Genomic DNA, 21,476 nt, shown 5'->3' with positions numbered 1-21,476 from the left:
TTGTCGGCTTCGTGGCGGAAAAAATCGCTAATGCCATGAAGACCACCGGCCCGGTGGCGGCGGCAGAAAGCGCAGCGCCAGCGGCGGCCGCGGTGAAACCGCAGGCGGTGCCGAAAGCCAGCACCTCCGTGATTGCTGAACTGGTATCGCCGATTACCGGGCAGGTTGTTTCTCTGGATGACGTCCCGGATGAAGCCTTCGCCAGCAAAGCGGTAGGCGACGGTGTGGCGGTGAAACCGACCGATAAAATCGTTGTTTCTCCGGCGGCAGGCACCATTGTTAAAATCTTCAACACCAACCATGCGTTCTGCCTGGAAACCGAAAAAGGCGCTGAGATCGTGGTCCATATGGGGATCGATACCGTCGCGCTGGGCGGCAAAGGCTTCACCCGGCTGGTGGAAGAGGGGGCCGAGGTCGTGGCGGGTCAGCCCGTTCTGGAAATGGATCTGGATTACCTCAATTCCGCCGCGCGCTCCATGATTAGCCCGGTCGTTTGCAGCAACAGCGATGATTTCGCAGGCCTGGTGATTAAGGCGCAGGGCGCTGTCGTCGCGGGTCAAACGCCGCTGTATGACATCAAAGGCTAAGCGTCTGCTTTAACGCAGCACATCTGAAAGCGGCAGGGGATCTCCTCTGCCGCTTTTTTTTACAACAATTGACGCTATTCTTTTCCCGCAGAACGAATTTCCACAACTAAGGGTTGTCACTGAGAGCCGCTTATAAGATCATACGCCGTTATACGTTGTTATCGTCTTGAGGAACCCACGATGAGTGAGGCAGAAGCCCGCCCGACTAACTTTATTCGTCAGATCATCGATGAAGATCTGGCTACTGGTAAGCACACCACTGTTCATACGCGTTTCCCCCCTGAGCCGAATGGTTATTTGCATATCGGCCATGCGAAATCGATCTGCCTGAACTTCGGTATCGCGCAGGATTATCAGGGGCAGTGCAACCTGCGTTTCGATGATACCAACCCGGTAAAAGAAGACATCGAATACGTTGAGTCGATTAAAAACGACGTACAGTGGCTGGGTTTCCACTGGTCAGGCGATGTTCGCTACTCCTCTGACTATTTCGATCAGCTGCATGCGTATGCCGTTGAGCTGATCAACAAAGGGCTGGCCTACGTTGACGAACTCTCCGCAGAAGAAATTCGTGAATACCGCGGCACCCTGAAAGAGCCGGGTAAAAACAGCCCGTACCGCGATCGCAGTGTGGAAGAGAACCTGGCGCTGTTTGAAAAAATGCGTAGCGGCGGCTTTGAAGAAGGTAAAGCGTGTCTGCGCGCGAAGATCGATATGGCATCGCCGTTCATCGTCATGCGCGATCCGGTACTGTACCGTATTAAATTTGCCGATCACCATCAGACCGGCACCAAGTGGTGCATCTACCCGATGTACGACTTTACCCACTGCATCAGCGATGCGCTGGAAGGCATTACCCACTCCCTGTGCACGCTGGAGTTCCAGGATAACCGTCGTCTGTACGACTGGGTGCTGGACAACATCACCATTCCGGTACATCCGCGTCAGTATGAATTTTCGCGCCTGAATCTGGAATATACCGTGATGTCGAAGCGCAAGCTGAACCTGCTGGTGACCGACAAGCACGTGGAAGGGTGGGACGATCCGCGTATGCCGACGATTTCCGGCATGCGTCGTCGTGGCTATACCGCCGCCTCCGTACGCGAGTTCTGCAAACGTATCGGCGTGACCAAGCAGGACAACACCATCGAGATGGCGTCGCTGGAGTCCTGCATCCGCGAAGATCTCAATGAAAACGCCCCGCGCGCGATGGCGGTTATCGATCCGGTTAAGCTGGTGATCGAAAACTATCCGCAGGGCGAGAGCGAAATGGTGGTGATGCCGAATCATCCGAACAAGCCGGAAATGGGCAGCCGCGACGTGCCGTTCAGCGGTGAGATCTGGATCGATCGCGCCGACTTCCGTGAAGAGGCCAACAAGCAGTACAAGCGCCTGGTGCTGGGTAAAGAAGTGCGCCTGCGTAACGCCTACGTGATCAAAGCTGAACGGGTGGAAAAAGATGCCGAAGGCAATATCACCACCATTTTCTGCAGCTATGACGCCGACACCCTGAGCAAAGACCCGGCTGATGGGCGCAAAGTGAAAGGCGTTATTCACTGGGTTAGCGCGGCCCACGCGCTGCCGGTTGAGATCCGCCTGTACGATCGTCTGTTCAGCGTGCCGAACCCGGGCGCTGCCGAAGACTTCCTTGCGACGATTAACCCGGACTCCCTGGTCATTAAACAGGGTTATGCCGAGCCGAGCCTGAAAGCGGCGCAGGCGGGTAAAGCGTATCAGTTCGAACGTGAAGGGTATTTCTGTCTTGATAGCCGTCATGGCAGCGCGGACAAGCCGGTGTTTAACCGCACCGTTGGCCTGCGTGATACCTGGGCTAAAACAGGCGAGTAAGTTGTTGAACCACGCCGCCGGGTGCGGCGTTTTTTCTGCAACAGCCGTTAGGACAGATAGCCCGGGCGCAGCAGAAAAAAGTAAAGCACAAAAAAAAAGCCAACCTTACGGTTGCTTTTTTTATTTATCGCTAATTTCGTGGGCGTGTTCGTCTTCACGGCAATCCCCTTCGGCGCAGTGGCCGTAAAGGTAGAGGCTGTGGTTGGTCAGACGAATGCCGTGTCGGGCGGCGATTTCACGCTGGCGCGCTTCGATAGAATCATCGCTAAATTCGATCACTTTGCCGCAGTCGAGGCAGATTAAGTGGTCGTGATGATGCTGCTGAGTCAATTCGAAGACCGATTTACCGCCTTCGAAATTATGACGGGTAACGATACCCGCGTCGTCGAACTGGTTAAGAACGCGATAGACAGTGGCAAGGCCAATCTCTTCGCCCAGGTCGATAAGACGCTTATATAAGTCTTCCGCACTGACATGATGGTTTTCCGGACCCTGAAGCACTTCCAGGATTTTTAACCGTGGAAGCGTGACTTTCAGGCCAGCCTTCTTTAATGCGGTATTGTTGTCAGTCATGCGGAATCTGTCCTGTTGCTAAACGATTCACTTCCCGAAAGGAAGTTACAAGGAATGCACCTGGGATAATGCGTCTCATTATAGAACTGCCATGTCTGAATGAAAACTGCAAGTCCTCAAGTAAAGTGAGCGTATAAAACGTGGTAGCGGCGACAAACTCCTTCACGCTATCTCGTTAAACCCAGGCATATTGTACAGCCATCGAAGGAAAAGTTAAAAAATTGTAGCAATTATTTCTATTGCTTTTATCTATCAATCTGGCGCAACCGAGAGGTTGCGCCAGGCCGACATCAGGCGTTCAGGATCTCATCCAGGTGCAGCTCTTCTGAAACCTGCTTAACCCATTTTTGTACGCGCTCGGCGGTGAGTTCCGGCTGGCGGTCTTCATCAATGGCGAGGCCGACAAAGTGGTTATCGTCGACAAGCCCTTTGGACGCTTCGAAATGGTAGCCTTCGGTTGGCCAGTGACCCACGATAGTCGCGCCGCGCGGTTCGATGATGTCGCGGATGGTGCCCAGCGCGTCGCAGAAGTACTCAGCGTAGTCTTCCTGATCGCCGCAGCCAAACAGCGCGACCAGTTTGCCGTTGAAATCAATCTCTTCCAGAGTAGGGAAGAAGTCATCCCAGTCGCACTGCGCTTCGCCGTAGTACCAGGTCGGGATACCCAGCAGCAGAATGTCGTAACCTTCCAGGTCCTCTTTACTGCTCTTGGCAATGTCATGCACATCGGCAACGTCTTTACCAAGCTGGGTTTGGATCATCTTTGCGATATTTTCAGTATTGCCGGTGTCGCTGCCGAAAAAAATGCCAGTGATTGCCATGAGTAAAATAACCTCTTGATACTTAATGATATGGTGGTGGCGATTAGCCCACGGATAAGGGCAATCATAGCAGATAGGAGAAGCGCGCGGAAACTGCAATCACGCCAGACTGCACTCAGTGCAACATGAGCGCGCTTTTTTACGACAATTCAGACCATTCCCTGGCTGTTCAGCGCTTTAAGCTGCGCCAGCAGCATCTCTTCGATCAGTTCGCTACGGCTGATTTCACGCGCATCCGCCAGCGCGTTAAGCGCGTCGACGGCCTCGGCGTTCAGTTTCAGTTCCACACGCTTAAGCCCACGAACTTTATCGCGTTTGAGCTGGTTACGCTTGTTCACGCGCAGTTGTTCATCGCGAGAGAGCGGATTGGTTTTCGGACGCCCAGGTCGACGTTCATTCGCGAACAGATCTAATGTTGTGCGGTCCGTTTGTTCTTTAGCCATGATTTAAGAATACTACGGGAAGTACAAGCAATCGGGTCGTCGCCCGGGCTGATTAGCGCGCCATCATACATCAGCGATGCAGGGACGCCAACGACCGGGCGCGTAACAGCTTCCGGTCGCCGGGTTTTTAGTCAGTTGGTCTGGTCTGCAAGATAGCGGCGAATTGCCCGTAGTACCGCCTCCGGTTTTTCAGCATGCACCCAGTGCCCTGCGCCCGCGATAACGTGGGCCCGCGCCTGCGGGAACTGCTGGAGTAGCGTCTGGCGATACTGCTCGGTGACATAGGGTGAATTGCCGCCGGGAATAAACAGCGCCGGGTGGTCCCATGCGGGTATCGTCTCCCAGCCGACGATATGCGGATATTGTTCCCACAGGACCGGGACGTTAAACCGCCACTCGCCATCGACAAAGGATTTGAGCAGAAACTGAATGACGCCCTCCTCACTAAGCTTTTCGCGCATGACGGCGGCGGCCTGCTGGCGGGTTGTCGCTTTTGCTTCGGTTACCGCGTTGATGGCGGCGAAAATTTCGTCGTGGCGGCGCACCTGGTAGTCGACGGGGGCGATATCAATCGCCACCAGACCGTCGATGCGCTCCGGCGCCAGCGCGGTAAGGGCCATCACCGCCTTGCCGCCCATTGAGTGGCCAATGAATGTCGCGCGCTCAAGGTTGTGCGCATCCAGCGTGTCGAGTAAATCCTGGGCCATCGCCGGGTAGTTCATCTCCGGTGAACGTTCGGAAAGGCCGTGGTTACGCATATCCACCTGAAGAATATCGTGGTCGGCCACCAGGTCGCGCGCCAGCACGCCCAAGTTATCCAGGCTGCCGAAAAGGCCGTGGACCAGTACAATGGGAGAATTGTTGCGCGATTGCTGTGCAGATTGCGCTCGGGTATTCAGTTTCATGGCAAAGTTCTTTTTTTCGCTCTTTCGGATTAAGGTATTATGTTGAACATTATGCCGCCTGGCTGCAAGGTTCGAAGACGCTTTGACTGTCTCCATAACCGGGTTGCCGCTATCCGCTGTTGAGATTAGGCTCTATAATCTCAATAACTTGTATTCAGAATAGACACCGCACTGGATTAAGATGAAAACGATTGAAGTTGATGATGAGCTCTACAGTTATATTGCCAGCCACACCAAACATATTGGCGAGAGCGCATCCGACATTTTACGGCGTATGTTAAAGTTTTCCGCCGCCTCGCAGCCCGCTGCTGCTGCTCCAGTTCCGAAATCCACACCTGTCGCCGCGCCGGCCGCAGAGATAAAGCCGGTTAACAGCCCGAAGGATAACGTCCGCGCGGTGCGCGAGCTTCTGCTGTCGGATGAATACGCCGAGCAGAAGAACGCCGTTAACCGCTTTATGCTGGTACTGTCTACACTCTATTCATTAAACGCAAAGGCATTTGCAGAATCCACTGAGTCTCTGCATGGCCGCACCCGCGTATACTTCGCCTCTGATGAGCGCACCCTGTTACAAAGCGGCAACCAGACTAAGCCGAAACAGGTGCCGGGCACTCCATACTGGGTGATTACCAATACCAATACGGGTCGTAAATGCAGCATGATTGAACACATCATGCAGTCGATGCAGTTCCCTGCGGAATTGATTGAAAAGGTTTGCGGCACAATTTAATCCTTGCATAAGAAGGACCAGGCAATGGCTAACCATGAGCGTGCAGGACAACCTGCGCAACAGAGCGATTTAATTAACGTCGCCCAGCTTACCGCGCAATACTATGTACTCAAGCCGGAAGTGGGTAACGTCGAACATGCGGTTAAATTCGGTACGTCAGGTCACCGTGGCAGCGCAGGCAGACACAGCTTCAACGAGCAGCATATTTTAGCTATTGCTCAGGCCATTGCCGAAGAGCGCGCTAAAAACGGTATCACCGGGCCGTGCTATGTGGGTAAAGATACCCATGCGCTGTCTGAACCGGCCTTTATTTCCGTCCTTGAAGTGCTGGCGGCGAACGGCGTAGATATGATCGTTCAGGAAAACAATGGCTTCACCCCCACGCCTGCGGTCTCTAACGCCATTCTGGTGCACAACAAAAAAGGCGGCCCGCTGGCTGATGGCATCGTGATTACGCCGTCCCATAACCCGCCGGAAGATGGCGGTATCAAATACAATCCGCCCAATGGCGGCCCCGCTGACACTAACGTGACGAAAGTGGTGGAAGATCGCGCCAACGCGCTGCTGGCAGGCGGTTTGAAAGAGGTGAAGCGTATTACTCTGGATGCCGCAATGGCCTCCGGTCACGTGAAAGAGCAGGATCTGGTGCAGCCGTTTATTGAAGGGCTGGCGGATATCGTCGATATGGCGGCTATCCAGAAAGCGGGCCTGAAACTGGGCGTCGATCCGCTGGGCGGCTCCGGTATCGAGTACTGGAAACGCATCGCAGACTATTACAAGCTCGATCTGACCCTCGTTAACGATCAGGTCGATCAGACGTTCCGCTTTATGCACCTCGATAAAGACGGCGTGATCCGCATGGACTGCTCCTCCGAGAGCGCAATGGCGGGCCTGCTGGCGCTGCGTGACAAATTTGATTTGGCGTTCGCTAACGACCCGGACTATGACCGTCACGGCATCGTCACCCCGGCGGGGCTGATGAACCCTAACCACTACCTGGCGGTCGCCATCAACTACCTGTTCCAGCATCGTCCGCAGTGGGGCAAAGAGGTTGCGGTGGGTAAAACGCTGGTCTCCTCCGCCATGATTGACCGCGTGGTGAATGACCTTGGCCGCAAACTGGTGGAAGTGCCGGTGGGCTTCAAATGGTTTGTTGACGGCCTGTTTGACGGCAGCTTTGGCTTTGGCGGTGAAGAGAGCGCGGGGGCATCGTTCCTGCGTTTTGACGGCACCCCGTGGTCAACGGATAAAGACGGTATCATCATGTGCCTGCTGGCGGCGGAGATCACTGCCGTCACCGGTAAAAACCCGCAGCAGCACTATGACGAACTGGCAGCGCGCTTCGGTGCCCCAAGCTATAACCGTCTAGGGGCGAGCGCGACCTCCGCACAAAAAGCGGCGCTGTCGAAACTCTCTCCGGAGATGGTCAGCGCAAGCACGCTGGCGGGCGATCCGATTACCGCGCGTCTTACTGCCGCGCCGGGTAACGGGGCCGCGATCGGCGGGCTGAAAGTGATGACCGATAACGGCTGGTTCGCCGCCCGTCCTTCCGGCACCGAAGACGCCTACAAAATTTATTGCGAAAGCTTCCTTGGCGAAGAACACCGCAAGCTGATCGAGAAAGAAGCGGTTGAGATCGTCAGCGAAGTGCTGAAAAACGCCTGAGTGAAAACGGCGTAGCCCGGGTAAGCGTCCGGGACTCCCGGATGTGGCGAAATGCCTTATCCGGGCTAACGTAGCTGCGCCGCTCTTTCATCATTTCCGAATGTCAAAGGAGCCGTAAGGCTCCTTTTTTCGTGGCATTTAGAAAAATGTCAGGGTTGCTGACGATGCACTGGGGGTTATGAAAATGGACCGCAGTTTCCTGCGGTCCGGGAGGGGGTTAGCCGTGTTTGTTTTTCAGTTCAAAACGCGGTGATACCAGGCCGTACAGCGTCCAGCCGAGGAAGGTCACAATGGAGCCGTACAGCATCGCCTCTTCGCCAGACGAGTAGAGCGCGTAGAAGCTGTACATGGCGCCAATGAAGGCCACAAAGTTGGCAACTTTGGCTTTTGACGCGGGGACGTTTGCGATGCGCTGAATGATGACCAGCGCCGCCATCGACAGAATGTACGGGATGATGTTGGTCACGACCGCCAGGTTAACCAGCACGTTGAACTGGCTGTTCAGAGACGGGCTGATGGTCATCAGCGATAATCCACTCTGAATAATCACGATGGTCAGCATCCCCTGCACCGGCGCGTCCACTTTGTTGAGCCGGGAGAAGATTTTCGGGAAGTACCCTTCATCCGCCGAAGATTTAAAGACCTGAGCGATAGTGAACTGCCAGCCCAGCAGGGAGCCGCAGCAGGACATCACCATCAGCGCCATGATCACTTTACCGACTTCCGGGGTAAACATTTGCGCGAAGGCCAGACCAAACGGCGCCGTGGAGTTAGCCAGGTCCATATTCGGCACGATCCCGGCAATCACGTTGGTGGAGACGATGTAAATCACCGCCGCTCCCAGCGTTCCACCCAGCACTGCAATAGGCACATTGCGTTCCGGATTTTCCACCACTTCGGCATTAGCGCAGGCCGATTCCAGCCCGAGGAAAGCCCACAGGGTCATGGCGATGGAAGAACCTACCGCCGTGAAGAACGGCACGTGATGCGGGTTCCAGGAGTTGGCGTACAGCGTCGGGCTGAACCAGAACCAGCCGATGATGCACAGACCGACTACCGGGATAATAACGCCCCAGACGGTGATGCTGCTAAGCTGGCCGGTGATGCGCGCGCCGCCAAAGTTCGCAACCGTGCAGATCCAGAGCACGCCGATGGTTGCCAGCCCGATTTGTACCGGCGACAGCGTGACGCCGAACAGCTCGGTGCCGTAGCCGACGGCGGAAATGGCAATCGCCACGTTGGCAATCAGCAGTGACACGCCGTAGGTATAGTTGGCCATAAAGTTGCCGGATTTGCCGAAGGCGTATTCGGCGTAGCCGCCCATACCGCCGGATTTCCGGCTGAACATACCGCACTTGGCAAAGGCCCACGCCAGCGCCATTGAGCCGACGGCAGTTACCAGCCACGAAATAATCGAGATTGTCCCGACTTCCGCCAGTTTAGTGGGCAGCATGATGATCCCAGAGCCCATCATATTGACCATTGTCAGGATGGTGAGCTGAACGACCCCCATTTTATTGGCTTTGGCTTTGCTCATAATTTTTCTCCTTTCAGCAGCGCGCGCCCTGCATCACGTTGTTTAATGACGTAGCACCACACCTGTTTACGTCCGTCGTGTTCTTCGATATAGACTCCCTGCAGTTCCGGTGCGAAACCCGGCAGGAGATTGATGCTTTCTTCCAGCGCGCCGAAGTAACGCAATACCGCGCCGCCCCAGATTTCACCTGGCACCACGCACAGTACGCCCGGAGGATAGGGAAGAGCCCCTTCAGCTGCGATGCGTCCTTCCGCCTCCGGCAGACGCACAAGTTCGACCTCGCCACGCAGATAGGCATAGTTGGCCTCCTGCGGGTTCATACTGACGCGCGGGAAATGCGCTTTACGGAACATCTCTTTTTGCAGTTGCTTCACGTTGTGCCGGGCGTACAGATCGTGCATCTCCTGGCAGAGCTGGCGCAGTGAGTAGCCGGCGTAACGGGCTTCGTGCTGTTTGTAAAGGGATGGCAGCACCTCGGCCAGCGGCGCGTCGGCTTCCAGCAGTTTTTCAAAGCGAACCAGCAGGGCGACAAGCTGCTGCAGCTTCGCCATGTCTTCTGCCGGGGTCAGGAGAAACAGGATCGAGTTGAGGTCGCATTTTTCCGGTATCACGCCGTTTTCACGCAGGAAGTTCGCGAGGATCGTGGCCGGCACGCCGAAGGTGTCGTATTCGCCATTTCGGGCATTAATGCCCGGCGTGGTGAGCAGCAGTTTGCACGGATCGACAAAGTACTGGTGTTCGGCATACCCTTCAAACGCGTGCCAGTGTTCGCCAGGAACGAAGTGGAAGAAACGCAGATCGTTGGCGATCTCCGAAGTGGGGTACGCCTGCCACGGTTTACCGTCAACCATCTCCGGGACGAACGGGCGGATATGGTGGCAGTTTTCCAGGATCAGTTTGCGGGCATCGATGCCGTTGGCGACGCAGCCCATCCACATATTGCGACCGCTGACGCCTTCGTGCATTTTGGCGTTGATATCCAGCGCGGCAAACAGCGGGTAGAACGGGCTGGTGGAGGCGTGCATCATGAAGGCATTATTCATTCGCTTATGCGGCACATAGCGGGGCTGGCCCTTAATGTGGCGGTCTTTCTTGTGAATTTGCGAGGTCTGAGAGAAGCCTGCCTGCTGTTTGTGCACCGACTGGGTGACCAGAATACCAGGGTCGTTTTCGTTCAGATCCAGCAGCAGCGGAGAGCAGTCGGCCATCATCGGAATAAACTGTTCGTAGCCGACCCACGCCGAGTCAAACAGGATGTAGTCGCACAGATGACCAATTTTATCTACCACCTGGCGCGCGTTATAGATGGTGCCATCGTAGGTCCCTAACTGAATAACGGCCAGACGGAACGGGCGAGCATCGCCTGCGCGCTGAGGGGCAACTTCGCTGACCAGCTCGCGCAGATAGCCCTCTTCAAAGCAGTGCGCGTCAATTCCGCCAATAAAGCCGTAAGGGTTACGGGCAGTCTCCAGATATACCGGCGTTGCCCCGGCCTGCAGCAGTGCGCCGTGGTGGTTTGATTTATGGTTGTTGCGGTCGAACAGCACCAGATCGCCCGGTGTCAGCAGCGCATTCAGCACCACTTTGTTTGAGGAAGAGGTGCCGTTCAGCACAAAGTAGGTTTTGTCAGCGTTGAACACTTTTGCCGCGTGCTGCTGGGCGATGCACGGCGCGCCTTCGTGGATGAGCAGATCGCCCATTGCCACGTCAGCATTGCACAAGTCGGCGCGGAACAGCGTCTCTCCAAAGTATTCAACAAACTGGTTGCCCGCAGGATGGCGACGGAAAAATTCGCCGCCCTGATGGCCTGGACAATCAAACGCGCTGTTGCCCTGGTTTACGTAGTCAACCAGCGCGCGGAAAAACGGCGGGCGCAGTTGAGTTTCGTAATGGCTGGCGGCAGTTTCCAACTGGCGACCATAAAAGGCGGTACGGGCTTCGTTATGTTCAAATACGCCAGAGACCCGCGGCAGATGTTCTGGTGGAACGCGCTGTTCGTTTTCAGTGGCGATAAAAACGGGAATGCCGTAACCAGTGGCATCAATTTCATCGAGTTTCCCACGCTCAATATCCTTAACAGATAACACGACGGCAGCAACATCAATGAAATTACTTTCATTAATATCGACAATGCGGCGATGTGTTGAAAAGCAGTCAGGGCAGGAATGACTTACGGCAATTTTTAATTCAGACATTTTCATCTCTTTATTTCAGGTAATAGCAGGTCCTCAATTTCTCGAAAGAGAAATCGATCGCTCCGGAAAAAAAGCAAAGTGGTGCCGCTGATTAAAAAATCAGTAAATTGCTTTTTTTAGAATGCAAAAAACCATGCCTGTCCGGTAACAGGTACGTCAGGTATTTGCAGAGTGAGCACTATGAGATACAGGCGTTAGCCTGCGATACAGAGAGTCAGGAAGACCTGTATGCTGGAGTGCCCATAGTCGAACGACTAACGGGCATTAAAGAAGTGAAAGTCAAAACTGTTGCGGTGGGCAAACATCATAATATGTGTTGTCCGCCTTATGTGAGGCATTGTACGGCTATTATTTTCCATTTTGTTCACCTTTCCTGGATCAGTAGAAAGTGTGGCTATTTTATCCGTGAAATAAAGATTAACCGTGAAGAAGATCAATAAAAAACGATCATTTCTAAAGTTTGCGCCCTCAGATTATGTATATCATGCTGTAAGATATCATTTTGTTGTTTATATGTTGTTTAATTGTTTTTTTATTTTCGATGAGATTAAGCTTATTCCTTAAAATAAGAGTTTTAGACGGCCGGGATTATTATTCTGATATTGAGAACTTAATTAAAAATAATGAATAATCATTCATATCATAATAAACAAGTCCCGGCAGGCGGATCCTGCCGGGCTTTTTTATACAGCCAGCACCGCGCCGGTAATCAGGCTGAACAGCCGTTCGGCGCGCTGCGCGTGCGACGGCTGCTCCCGCAGCCAGGCCAGCGCAGCGATAAGATCAAACAGCATATCGCCATCAAGATCGGGACGGGCGACACCTGCCGCCTGCGCACGGGCAAGCAGCGCCGCGCCGGCCGTTCTCAGCGTCACGCAGGAAGCGTGGAGTGCGGAGGAGGGATCTTCGATAGCGCTCATCATCGGGGTTAGAATACCCCGATGCCGGTGGGTAAAAGTAATCATCTCCTGCAACCATGCCCGCAGCGCTTCACCGGGATCGTCTGCCGCTTGCAACCTCTCCGCGCGGGCAGCCAGGTCGGCAAAACTTGAACGCAGCAGGGCCTCCAGTAAGGCCTCGCGGTTCGGAAAATGGCGATATAACGTTCCCAGACCCACTTCCGCTCTGCGTGCTATATCACGCAGTGAGGCATCAGCGCCTTGCTCAGCGAAGAGATCGCGGGCAACGGCAAGCAGGTGATCGTAATTTTTTCTGGCATCGGCGCGCATAGGTCTCCTTGACAAACGGAGCAGTGTTCCGCATATTCGGAACACTGCTCCGTTAAAATAACGCACTTTGCTGCCGGGAGGAAGTATGACCATGAAAGCGATTCAACAATATGCATTCGGCGGGCCGGATGTACTGCGCTATGAAGACGCGCCAGTGCCAGCGCTGCGGGCTGGAGAGGTGCTGGTGCGGGTACATGCTGTCGGCCTTAATCCGCCGGACTGGTATTTACGGGATGGCTATAAAACGCTGCCGCCCGAGTGGCGTCCGGAGGTCAGCTTCCCGTTGATTTTGGGCACGGACATCTCAGGCGTGATTGCCGCCGTTGCCGACGACGTCACGGATTTTTCCTTGGGGGAGGCGGTTTACTCGATGGTACGTTTCCCGGAGGGCGCCGCGGGCGAATGCAGAGCTTATGCGCAATACGTAAGCGTGCCGGCATCGCAGGTAGCCCGTAAGCCGGCGCGGCTGGATCATCTTCATGCCGCCGCTGCGCCAATGTCGCTGCTCACCGCCTGGCAGTTTATGATTGCATCGGCAGACGATGTGCAGAACCCGCTGCAGCCAGCCCCCCATCAGCCCGTTGCGCTTACGGGCAAAACCGTGCTCATTAACGGCGCCGCTGGCGGCGTCGGCCATTTCGCCGTACAGCTGGCAAAATGGCAGGGGGCGCAGGTTATCGCGGTAGCGTCGGGCACACATGAGACGTTCCTGCGAGAGCTGGGTGCAGATAGGTTTATCGATTATACAAAGACCGCTGCATGGGATGTGGTCAGCGAAATAGACCTGGTGATCGATGCGCCGGGCGGTCCTGACGCGGGCCGTTTTTTACCCACCCTCAGGCGCGGCGGCGCGCTGTTCCCGATTTTTCCCCTTGGTTTTTCAGCCATCGATGAAGCCGCCAGGCGGGGCGTCACCGTTTCCACAACGCAGGTGCGCTCCAGCGGAGCGCAGCTGGCAGAGCTTGCCGGTTTGTTTGACAGAGGGGTATTGCAGGTGGCTATCGACAGCGTTTACCCCCTGGCCGACGCCCGGCAGGCCCATGAACGGGCGGCACGCGGACATATCAGAGGAAAGATAGTGCTTTCAGTGCTTTAAGAACGCTATAGCATAAAGCGGTAGCCAATACCGGTTTCCGTTAACAGGTGGCGGGGGCGGGCGGGGTCCGCTTCCAGCTTCTGGCGCAGATGGCCCATATAGATGCGTAAGTAGTGGCTATGCTCAACGGCGTTCGGCCCCCATACCTGGCTTAAGAGCTGGCGTTGAGTCAATACCTTACCGTGGTTGTTAAGCAGCACCGCCAGCAGGCGAAACTCAATGGGCGTCAGGTGGATTTCCTCCTCGCCGCGCACAATGCGGCGAGCGGCGAGGTCGACGCGAATATCGCCAAACGTGACGACAGGCTCGCCGGGCTGGGAGCCTGCCTGGCGGCGCAGCGCCACCCGCAGGCGCGCCTGCAGTTCGCCAATGCCAAAGGGTTTGCTGAGGTAGTCATCGGCCCCGGCGTCCAGCGCGGCGATTTTATCCGTCTCTTCCGTGCGGGCGGAGAGCACAATGACCGGCATCTGGCTCCACTGGCGCAGGTCGCGGATAAAGTCGAGACCGTCGCCGTCCGGCAGGCCGAGATCAAGGATCACCAGGTCCGGTTTGCGGGTCGCCGCTTCGATAAGACCGCGCTGCATGTTATCCGCTTCATACACCCGTAACCCTTCGCCTTCCAGCGCGGTGCGCAGAAAGCGGCGGATGGCCTGTTCGTCTTCGACAATAAGTACGTTAATCACAGCACCTCGGCGAGTTCATCCAGTTGCGGGGGAGCGTCCAGCGGCAGTGTAACACGAAAAGTCGCGCCGCCCTGCGGACGGTTTGCCGCCGAGATGGTGCCGCCATGCACTTCGACAATCGCCTGACAAATCGCCAGTCCCAGCCCCACGCCGGGTATTGCCGACTCTTTATTGCCGCGAGCAAACTTGGCGAAAATGGCCTGCTCCTGGCCCGCAGGAATACCCGGCCCGTTATCCCACACCTCCAGCGTCAGCTGCCGCGCGTCATGCCGGGCGTTAATGCCAATATCGGCCCGGTGGCCGGCATATTTCACCGCGTTCTCCAGTAAATTAATCAGCACCCGCTCGAACAGCGGGCCGTCAACCTGCACCAGCAACAGCGGGTCGGGCAGATTTAACAGAATATGCTGCCCGTCGAGCCCCGGCTCCAGTGTTTTGAGTGCGCTGCCCACCAGTTCTTCCAGCGTCAGCCACTCTTTGCGTAAATTAAACCCCCCGGACTGAATGCGCGCCATATCCAGCAGATTATTGACCAGCCGGGTGGTATTCAGCACATGCTGGCGGATTTCACTGGCCTGCGGCGCATGTTTCGAGCCTTCGCTGGCAAGATCCAGCGTCAGGATCTCCGCCTGGCCAAACAGCACGGTCAGCGGCGTGCGTAAGTCGTGGGAGAGGGCCGCCAGTAGGGCGTTGCGGATACTCTCCCGCTCGCTGGCGAGCCGCGCCTGCTCTTCGCTGGCGGCCAGCGCCTGTCGCTCAAGGGCGCTGGCCGCCAGCAGGGTGAAGGTTTCCAGCAGCCGCTGCTGCTCCGGGATCATCAGCAGGCGTAAGTTAGCGGGCTCCACGACCACCAGCCCCAGCGTTTTATTCGCGCTTTTCAGCGGTAAAATTTGATACGGCACGCCGGGCAGGGTGTCGGTGCCCGCGCCCGCAGGCTGGCCTTTGTCAAAACTCCAGCGGGCAATAGCATCATCCCACGAGCTGATTTCGTGGCTGTCGGTAACGGGAGCCAGTTTGCCTTCATCATCCGGCAGCAGCAATTGGCTGCGGGCGTCAAAGGTCGAGCGGATAAACGCCTCGCTGGTGGCGGCGATCGCCGCCTTGCTGCGCCCGGCGGCAAGCGCTTTAGACATCTCATAAAGGTGGCGGGTGCGCTGTTCCCGGTAGCGAGCGACGCGGGCCTGGTAACGCACCCCGGCGGTTAAATTGCCGATGACCAGCCCCACCGTCAGCATCACCCCGAAGGTCAGCAGATACTGCACGTCCGACACCGCCAGCGTCCCGCGCGGGGCGATAAAAAAGAGATCGAAGCTGGCGACATTAATCACCGTGGCGAACACCGAAGGCCAGCGTCCGTAACGCAGGGCAATGACCACCACCCCCAGCAGGTAGAGCATCACCAGATTGGCGGCGTCGAACGCCAGCAGCCACTGCATGGCGGCCAGGGTGATGACGGTGCACAGGGCCAGCGCGACGGCGCAGCCTTTAAGCTGTACGCGCCACTTTTCTCCGGCGGGGCGATTGTCAGAGGGGCGCGTCGGCAGGCTCACCGGCGCATCGTCAGGGGCGATAATAATCAGATCGAGATCCGGCGCGCGGCGCGCCAGGCGGTCAGCAAAGGATTCGCCGCTGAGCCAGTAGCGCTTGCGCCGCCTGCCAATGATGATTTTGCCGAGGTTGTGTTCACGGGCATAGCGCAGAACGGCTTTATCTTCTGCCGGATCGGCAAGGGTTGCCGTCTCCGCGCCCAGCTCCTGGGCCAGGCGCAGCGCGGCCAGAATCGCCCGCCGCTTTTGTTCGGGCAGTTTATGCAGCGCCGGGGTTTCCACGTAGACGGCGTGCCAGACGCTGCCCAGCTTCGCCGCCAGACGGGCTGCGGTGCGGATCAGTTTTTCATTGCCTGCGCCGTGACCGACGCACAGCAGGATGGCGTCACGGGTGTGCCAGACCTTTTCCTCACCCAGCCGATCGCGCCAGGCGCGCATCTGAACGTCCACCCGGTCAGCCGTGCGCCGAAGCGCCAGCTCGCGCAGGGCAATGAGGTTGCCCTTGCGAAAGAAGTTCTCAATGGCCCGTTCAGCCTGGCCGCCAATGTAAACCTTGCCCTCATGCAGCCGCTGGCGCAGGTCATCGGGGGGGAGATCCACCAGCACAATTTCGTCGGCAGCGTCAAAAAAGGGGTCGGGTACGGTTTCACGGATCTGCACGCCGGTAACGCCGCTGACCACATTATTCAGGCTTTCCAGATGCTGTACGTTTACGGTGGTCAGGACGTCGATGCCCGCCTCAAGAAGCTCCTCGACATCCTGCCAGCGCTTCGGGTGCCGCGAGCCGGGGGCATTGCTGTGCGCCAGCTCATCCATCAGAATCAGCGCCGGACGCCGCGCAAGGGCGGCGTCCAGATCGAAGGCTTCAATAAGTCGCCCACGATGAGCGATGCGTTTTGCGGGCAATAGGGTCAGCCCTTCCAGCAGGGCGGCCGTCTCCTTGCGGCCATGCGTTTCCACCACCCCGACGACAATATCCAGCCCCTGCGCCCGCAGCCGCTGCGCCTCCTGCAGCATGGCAAACGTCTTGCCCACCCCGGCGCAGGCGCCGAAGAAGATTTTCAGTTTGCCCCGGTGGGGCGTTGAAGTCGCTTCCAGCAGCCGGTCAGGGTCCGGGCGCGAAGGCTCGTCGGTCATGGTTTAGTTATCCTTGAGCGCGTCCAGCGCCAGATTGAGTTCAACAATGTTCACCACCGGCTGGCCAGTGACGCTGACCAGCGGTCGGGTGGTGTGCTCCACTATCAGCTGCCGGACGGCGTCGGCGGAAAGGCCGCGGGCCTGCGCCACTCTTGGCACCTGCCAGCCTGCCGCCTGCGGCGTCAGGTTATTATCCAGCCCGCTCGCCGAGGCGGTAATAAGCTCCAGCGGAACGGCGGCGTCCGCCTGCGGGTTTTCGGCCCGCAGCTGCCCGATACGCGCGGCTACGGCGTTGTCCAGCGCCGGGTTGCTGGCGGCCAGGTTACTGCCGCCGGACGCCATCGGATTATAGGGGGCATCGGCGGTGGCGGAAGGGCGGCCATGAAAATATCCCGGCGCGGTAAAGTTCTGCCCAATCAGCCGTGAACCCCGCACGCTGTCGCCCTGGCGGATCAACGAGCCGTTAGCCTGGTCAGGAAAAAGCCACTGCCCCAGCGCGGTGGCGGCCAGCGGATAGAGGCCGCCGGTTATCAACGTCATCATGAGTAAAAGCAGAAACGCGGAACGAAGCAACTTCATTTTTAATCCCTCTTATGCCACGCCGAACAGGGTCAGCAGCAGGTCGATAAGTTTGATGCCGATAAAGGGCACCACCAGCCCGCCCAGACCATAAATCCACAGGTTACGCCGCAGCATTGCCTGGGCGCTCAGCGGCTTGTAGCTCACCCCCCTCAGCGCCAGCGGAATCAGGAAAATAATGATCAGGGCGTTAAAAATCACCGCGCTCAGGATGGCCGAGGCAGGGGAGTGCAGATGCATGATATTCAGCGCATTGAGCTGCGGGTAGGTTGTGGCAAACGCGGCGGGGATAATGGCGAAATACTTGGCGACATCGTTAGCGATACTGAATGTCGTCAGGGAGCCGCGGGTCATCAGCATCTGTTTGCCAATATGCACCACCTCGATCAGTTTGGTGGGGTTGGAGTCCAGATCCACCATATTGCCAGCCTCTTTCGCCGCCTGGGTGCCGGAGTTCATGGCGACGGCCACGTCCGCCTGCGCCAGCGCCGGGGCGTCGTTGGTGCCATCGCCGGTCATCGCCACCAGCCGACCTTCGGACTGATACTGGCGGATCAGCGCCAGTTTCGCTTCCGGCGTCGCCTCGGCAAGGAAATCATCCACCCCCGCTTCGGCGGCGATAGCCGCAGCCGTCAGCCGGTTATCCCCGGTGATCATCACCGTTTTGATCCCCATTTTACGCAGCTGGGCGAAGCGCTCTTTAATGCCGCCTTTGACGATATCCTTTAGCACAATAATGCCCAGCACCCGCGCCCCTTCGGCCACCACCAGCGGCGTGGCTCCCAGTCGCGCCACCTGCTCAACCTGCGCGTCGACATCGGCGGGAAACTGGCCGTTGTTGGCGGCAATATGGCGGCGAATGGCGTCAACAGAGCCTTTACGGATAGTCCGCCCCTGTACGTTAATACCGCTCATCCGGGTCTGGGCGGTGAAGGGGACGAAAGTGGCCTGCAGGCTTTGAACGTCCCGCTCGCGCAGGTTGAAACGCTGTTTAGCCAGTATCACAATGCTGCGGCCTTCCGGGGTTTCGTCCGCCAGTGATGAGAGCTGCGCCGCATCGGCCAGCGTCCGTTCATCCACGCCCTGCGCCGGCAGGAATTCTGAGGCCTGGCGATTGCCCAGCGTGATGGTCCCGGTCTTATCAAGGAGCAGGACATCCACATCTCCTGCCGCTTCAACCGCCCGTCCGCTGGTGGCAATCACGTTCGCCCCGAGCATCCGGCTCATTCCGGCAACGCCAATGGCCGACAGCAGGCCGCCGATAGTGGTGGGGATCAGGCAGACCAGCAGCGCCACCAGTACGGTGACGCTGACCGCCGTGCCGCCGTAAGCGGAGAAGGGCCAGAGGGTGGCGGTCGCCAGCAGAAAGACAATGGTCAGGGCCACCAGCAGAATGGTGAGCGCGATTTCATTGGGGGTTTTGCGCCGCTGCGCGCCTTCCACCATGGCTATCATCCGGTCAAGGAAGGTCTCGCCGGGGTTGACGCTGCACTGGATCACCAGCCAGTCGGAGAGAATGCGCGTGCCGCCGGTGACGGAGGCGAAGTCGCCCCCCGACTCACGAATCACCGGCGCGGACTCGCCGGTAATGGCGCTTTCATCCACCGACGCGCCGCCCTCAATCACTTCGCCGTCGCAGGGAATAATGTCGCCAGCTTCCACCAGCACGATATCCCCTTTACGCAGCTGCGCCGCTGGCACCGACTCGCTTTCACTGTCGTGACGCGGCGCGCGCAGCTTCCTGGCGAAAGCGGTCTTTTTCACCCCTTTGAGGCTGTTGGCCTGGGCTTTACTGCGCCCCTCGGCCAGCGCTTCGGCAACGTTGGCGAACAGCACCGTTACCCATAGCCAGATGCTTATCGCCCCGCTGAACAGAGGATTGCCCGGCATCTGGCCTGCCGCCATCATCAACGTAATCAGGGTGGTCAGCAGGCTGCCTGTCCAGACAATAAACATGACCGGATTACGCCACTGGGTATGGGGGCTTAATTTTTTAACAGCATCCTTAAGCGCCTGAGCGACCAGTGATGGTTCAAACAGCGCCATTTGCTTGCGACTCATAATTGTGCTCCGCATCGCTCAACGTAAAGAGAGGTATTCAGCCACCGGGCCAAGGGCCAGGGCCGGAATAAAGGTCAGGGCGCCAACCAGCAGCACCGTGCCGATTAACAGGCCGACAAACAGCGCGCCGTGGGTCGCCAGCGTGCCCTGGCTCGCCGGCTGGCTTTTCTTGCTGACCAGCGAACCGGCGATCGCCAGAACCGGAATGATGACGGCAAAGCGGCCCACCAACATGCAAAAGGCCAGCAGGCAGTTCCAGAACGGGGTGTTGGCGCTTAATCCGGCAAAGGCGCTGCCGTTGTTGTTGGCGGCGGATGAGACGGCGTACAGCACTTCGCTAAAGCCATGAATGCCGGGGTTGAACATGCCGCTGCGCCCGGCCTCCGTCATCATCGCCAGCGCGGTGCCGGCCAGCACCAGCGCAGGGGTGACCAGAATAGCCAGCGCGGTCATTTTCATTTCGCGCACGTCAATTTTCTTGCCCAGGTACTCAGGCGTGCGGCCAATCATCAGCCCGGCGATAAAGACCGCCAGCAGCACGAACAGCAGCATTCCATACAGGCCCGAACCGACTCCGCCGAAAACCACTTCGCCGATTTGCATCAGCCACATCGGCACCATCCCGCCCAGCGCGGTAAAAGAGTCGTGCATCGCGTTAACCGCCCCGCAGGAGGCTGCGGTAGTCACCACGGCAAAAAGGCTGCTGGCGAGAATGCCAAAGCGGCTCTCTTTACCTTCCATATTGGCTGCGCTGTCGCCGCCGAGCGTCAGAAAGTGCGGGTTGCCCTGCCATTCGGCCCACATCACGAACGCTGCGCAGAGCACGAAAATCACCGCCATCGCCCACAGAATGGCGTGCCCCTGGCGACGATCCTTCACCGCATCGCCAAAGGCGAAGCACAGTGCGGTAGGGATCAAAAAGATCGCCAGCATTTGCAGAATGTTGGTCAACGCGGTTGGGTTTTCAAAGGGATGCGCAGAGTTGGCGTTAAAGAAGCCGCCGCCGTTAGTACCCAGCATTTTTATCGCCTCCTGCGAGGCAACCGGGCCCATCGGCAACAGCTGTTTCGCCCCTTCCAGCGAGGTGAACGGCTGGTAAGGGTGAATATTTTGTAGCGTCCCCTGCTGGATAAAAATTAACGCCAGCAGCAAGGAAAGCGGCAGCAGAAGCCAGAGCGTAATACGGGTGAGATCGACCCAGGCATTCCCCAGAGTGGTCATGCTATGGCGGGAAAAAGCCCGAATCAGGGCGAAGACCACCGCGATACCCGTGGCCGCCGAGAGAAAATTCTGCACCGTCAGCCCGACCATCTGGCTGAAATAGCTCAGCGTGCTTTCACCCGCATAAGCCTGCCAGTTGGTGTTGGTGGTAAAACTCACGGCGGTGTTAAGCGCCAGATCCCAGGAGAGTCCCGGCAACCGCTGCGGGTTGAACGGTAAAATGCCCTGCAGCAGCAGAATCGTGAACAGCAGCAGCAAACCGAATCCATTGAGCAGCAACAGCGCCAGCAGATATTGCCGCCATGTCATCTCGCGGGTATCGATCCGTAAACCCCGCCAGATGCCTGTTTCAAACCCGCGCACTACGGGCAGCGGCGCGCCGTCAATCAGTCTGGCAAGCAGTAAGCCTGTCGGGCGGGCGAGGAGAAATAACGCCAGCAGAAAGCCAGCTATCAGCAAAAACGCCTGGGCTGCCATTAAAAAGCCTCCGCGTTTATCAGGGCGTAAACCAGATAGCCCAACAACAGGAAAACCAGCACGATACCGGTCACTACGGCTGCACTCACAATCCACCTCCGGGTGTGTTCAGGGATTGCGGTGAGGGTAGGATTTCGGGTGA

The 21,476-nt window shown here is 57.4% G+C and carries 19 protein-coding genes; 5 read left to right on the top strand and 14 right to left on the bottom strand.

From position 1 onward, the window contains the following. Both ENTHG_RS09755 and glnS read left to right on the top strand, forming a co-directional pair. Positions 1-587 (top strand): glucose PTS transporter subunit IIA (locus tag ENTHG_RS09755; protein WP_044178532.1); only part of this gene is annotated, 587 nt, incomplete at its 5' end. Between the two features lie 180 nt (positions 588-767). After that, positions 768-2,435 carry a glutamine--tRNA ligase gene (glnS, locus tag ENTHG_RS09750; protein ID WP_044178529.1) on the top strand — a complete coding sequence of 556 codons (1,668 nt, stop codon included), beginning with the start codon at positions 768-770 and terminating at the stop codon, positions 2,433-2,435. A 120-nt stretch (positions 2,436-2,555) separates the two neighbouring features. On the opposite strand, the gene fur is transcribed toward glnS, so the two are convergent. The 4 genes from fur to ybfF form a co-directional block, all read right to left on the bottom strand. Beyond that, complete coding sequence (gene fur, locus ENTHG_RS09745) at positions 2,556-3,008, bottom strand: ferric iron uptake transcriptional regulator (protein ID WP_044178525.1); 453 nt, start codon at positions 3,006-3,008, stop codon at positions 2,556-2,558. Positions 3,009-3,298: 290 nt separating this feature from the next. Then, positions 3,299-3,829, bottom strand: a complete 531-nt coding sequence (gene fldA / locus ENTHG_RS09740) for a flavodoxin FldA (protein WP_044178522.1) — start codon at positions 3,827-3,829, stop codon at positions 3,299-3,301. 149 nt (positions 3,830-3,978) lie between these two features. Further along, the gene (gene ybfE, locus ENTHG_RS09735; protein ID WP_044178519.1) at positions 3,979-4,272 is read right to left on the bottom strand and encodes a LexA regulated protein; all 294 of its coding nucleotides are present in this window, start codon (positions 4,270-4,272) and stop codon (positions 3,979-3,981) included. Between the two features lie 131 nt (positions 4,273-4,403). Continuing rightward, positions 4,404-5,177, bottom strand: a complete 774-nt coding sequence (gene ybfF / locus ENTHG_RS09730; protein WP_044178516.1) for an esterase — start codon at positions 5,175-5,177, stop codon at positions 4,404-4,406. Positions 5,178-5,358: 181 nt separating this feature from the next. Between ybfF and seqA the strand changes: the two genes are divergently transcribed. Both seqA and pgm read left to right on the top strand, forming a co-directional pair. Then, a complete protein-coding gene (gene seqA / locus ENTHG_RS25055) occupies positions 5,359-5,907 on the top strand; it encodes a replication initiation negative regulator SeqA (RefSeq protein ID WP_044178510.1) in 549 nt (182 codons plus the stop codon). 24 nt (positions 5,908-5,931) lie between these two features. Continuing rightward, positions 5,932-7,572 (top strand): phosphoglucomutase (alpha-D-glucose-1,6-bisphosphate-dependent), encoded by a 1,641-nt coding sequence (gene pgm / locus ENTHG_RS09715; RefSeq protein ID WP_044178507.1) that lies wholly within the window; start codon positions 5,932-5,934, stop codon positions 7,570-7,572. A gap of 217 nt (positions 7,573-7,789) precedes the next feature. Here the strand turns inward: pgm and potE are convergent, their stop codons facing one another. From potE to ENTHG_RS09700, 4 genes are all read right to left on the bottom strand, one after another. Next, complete coding sequence (gene potE / locus ENTHG_RS09710; protein WP_044178504.1) at positions 7,790-9,109, bottom strand: putrescine-ornithine antiporter; 1,320 nt, start codon at positions 9,107-9,109, stop codon at positions 7,790-7,792. Continuing rightward, positions 9,106-11,304, bottom strand: coding sequence for an ornithine decarboxylase SpeF (speF, locus tag ENTHG_RS09705; RefSeq protein WP_044179208.1), 2,199 nt, complete (start codon positions 11,302-11,304; stop codon positions 9,106-9,108). Before speF ends, potE begins: the two co-directional genes overlap by 4 nt. 254 nt (positions 11,305-11,558) lie before the next feature. Next, positions 11,559-11,663 (bottom strand): leader peptide SpeFL, encoded by a 105-nt coding sequence (gene speFL, locus ENTHG_RS25305; protein ID WP_114149115.1) that lies wholly within the window; start codon positions 11,661-11,663, stop codon positions 11,559-11,561. A 324-nt stretch (positions 11,664-11,987) separates the two neighbouring features. After that, positions 11,988-12,533 carry a TetR/AcrR family transcriptional regulator gene (locus tag ENTHG_RS09700; protein ID WP_044178501.1) on the bottom strand — a complete coding sequence of 182 codons (546 nt, stop codon included), beginning with the start codon at positions 12,531-12,533 and terminating at the stop codon, positions 11,988-11,990. 85 nt (positions 12,534-12,618) lie between these two features. On the opposite strand from ENTHG_RS09700, the gene ENTHG_RS09695 reads away from it, so the two are divergent. Continuing rightward, complete coding sequence (locus tag ENTHG_RS09695) at positions 12,619-13,629, top strand: NADP-dependent oxidoreductase (protein WP_044178499.1); 1,011 nt, start codon at positions 12,619-12,621, stop codon at positions 13,627-13,629. Positions 13,630-13,634: 5 nt separating this feature from the next. Here ENTHG_RS09695 and kdpE read toward each other — a convergent pair whose 3' ends face one another. The 6 genes from kdpE to kdpF are packed head-to-tail and all read right to left on the bottom strand — an operon-like array spanning position 13,635 to position 21,423. Then, entirely contained in the window at positions 13,635-14,312 is a 678-nt protein-coding gene (gene kdpE / locus ENTHG_RS09690; RefSeq protein ID WP_044178497.1) for a two-component system response regulator KdpE, read from the bottom strand. Beyond that, the gene (gene kdpD / locus ENTHG_RS09685; RefSeq protein ID WP_044178494.1) at positions 14,309-16,996 is read right to left on the bottom strand and encodes a two-component system sensor histidine kinase KdpD; all 2,688 of its coding nucleotides are present in this window, start codon (positions 16,994-16,996) and stop codon (positions 14,309-14,311) included. The genes kdpE and kdpD overlap by 4 nt, the downstream gene beginning before the upstream one ends. Positions 16,997-16,999: 3 nt before the next feature. Beyond that, positions 17,000-17,575, bottom strand: coding sequence for a potassium-transporting ATPase subunit KdpC (gene kdpC / locus ENTHG_RS09680; RefSeq protein WP_044178491.1), 576 nt, complete (start codon positions 17,573-17,575; stop codon positions 17,000-17,002). A 12-nt stretch (positions 17,576-17,587) separates the two neighbouring features. Then, positions 17,588-19,636 (bottom strand): potassium-transporting ATPase subunit KdpB, encoded by a 2,049-nt coding sequence (gene kdpB / locus ENTHG_RS09675; RefSeq protein ID WP_044178488.1) that lies wholly within the window; start codon positions 19,634-19,636, stop codon positions 17,588-17,590. Positions 19,637-19,654: 18 nt separating this feature from the next. Further along, the gene (gene kdpA / locus ENTHG_RS09670; RefSeq protein ID WP_044178486.1) at positions 19,655-21,334 is read right to left on the bottom strand and encodes a potassium-transporting ATPase subunit KdpA; all 1,680 of its coding nucleotides are present in this window, start codon (positions 21,332-21,334) and stop codon (positions 19,655-19,657) included. Then, positions 21,334-21,423, bottom strand: a complete 90-nt coding sequence (gene kdpF, locus ENTHG_RS24195; RefSeq protein WP_071825837.1) for a K(+)-transporting ATPase subunit F — start codon at positions 21,421-21,423, stop codon at positions 21,334-21,336. The genes kdpA and kdpF overlap by 1 nt, the downstream gene beginning before the upstream one ends. Positions 21,424-21,476 lie beyond the last annotated feature (53 nt).

It is taken from the genome of Phytobacter massiliensis JC163 (genome assembly GCF_000321045.1).
GTDB lineage: Bacteria > Pseudomonadota > Gammaproteobacteria > Enterobacterales > Enterobacteriaceae > Phytobacter_A > Phytobacter_A massiliensis.
Note: the sequence above shows the minus strand (reverse complement) of the source record. Positions and strands in the feature narration are given on the sequence as shown.